The following is a 1,192-nucleotide window of genomic DNA, read 5'->3' as shown; positions in this document are numbered from 1 at the left end:
GGTCATCGCGCTCTTGCTTCGGTTGCGCGCACAACGCCCCCAGCCGGCACCATTGACACCGTGTATTGCCCGCTTCGGCCCGGCCCAGATCTTCGGCGGCGCCAGGCATCGCAAGCTGCTACATTTCCGGCCGGGGTTGGGTCATGGCACAGCAGTCGGCCGTAGTTGTTGGCTCCGGTTGCGGCGCTAGGCCTAACAATTCATTCAAGCCGACACCGCTCCGCGGTGCGGCTTAACTCTGGCGTTAGGTGGCAGGGAAAGATGATCTCGGCTCTTGCAATCGCGATTCTCGCGGCCAGCTCAGGTGCTAACGCACCTGCAGCACAAGCTCCCGCGCTTCAATGCAACATCGGCCCAACGACCGCCCAATTGGGCGGCAACGACTGGTTGATGTACGGCTGCGCTGATGGCCACTCGGTAGTTGTGGTAGCGGCACCACCGAATCCTGCTTCACCGTTCGTGTTCATCGTTACACCTGACGGGAATGGGGGCATCGAACTTCACGGAGAAGGCACAGGTTCCAAGTCCGCCACAGAGCCGGCATATAAGAGCCTCAGCTCAATGTCATCGGCCGACCTGGAGGCCTTCTATCAACAGGCCAGGCATGCTGCAGACAAGTAAGCTGCCACCTAACAATTCATTCAAGCCGACACCGCTCCGCGGTGCGGCTTAACGCTGGCGTTAGGCCCCGCACAAATGCTCACCGCTGCTCAAGCAAAAGGCCTGGCTCAAGCTCAACTCTCAGCCTTTTCCGAAGGATCCGAGTTTGAGGTTGTGATAATCGACTCGGCCACGATCGAGAGGGAGTTCGGCTGGGTGTTCTTCTATGACTCTCGCCAGTATTTGGAGACTGGAGAGTTCATGCATCGCTTGGCCGGTAACGCCCCGCTCATCGTTAATCGGCTCACCGGGGAGATCGTAGCCACAGGCACCGCACACTCTACCGAGTACTATTTGGCGGAGTACGAGGCATCGCTCTCACTGGGCGGTGCCTAACCATTCATTCAAGCCGAAGCCGCTTCGCGTCTCGGCTTAATTCAGGCGTTAGGCGGCCATGGAAGCATTCGCGAACCGTGTAAGGGGCAAATCCTTCCTCTGGCTCTGCCTCTTGGTTGGCCTGGGCAGCGTGCTCTTGGTCGCGCTCTCACCCGCCGCGTATGATGCTGGCTGGGCGGTTATTGGACTCTCCTTG

The 1,192-nt window shown here is 59.3% G+C and carries 1 protein-coding gene; it reads left to right on the top strand.

The window, feature by feature from the left end:
* Positions 1-696: 696 nt before the first annotated feature.
* The gene (locus AC1DER_RS17190) at positions 697-996 is read left to right on the top strand and encodes a YrhB domain-containing protein (protein ID WP_477248532.1); all 300 of its coding nucleotides are present in this window, start codon (positions 697-699) and stop codon (positions 994-996) included.
* The last annotated feature ends 196 nt before the right edge of the window (positions 997-1,192 follow it).

It is taken from the genome of Lysobacter sp. 05T417 (genome assembly GCF_056396405.1).
Note: the sequence above shows the minus strand (reverse complement) of the source record. Positions and strands in the feature narration are given on the sequence as shown.

Excerpts from the sequence above, each read along its gene's own strand:
- AC1DER_RS17190 (WP_477248532.1), top strand. The coding sequence starts at position 697 with ATGCTCACCGCTGCTCAAGCAAAAGGCCTGGCTCAAGCTCAACTCTCA.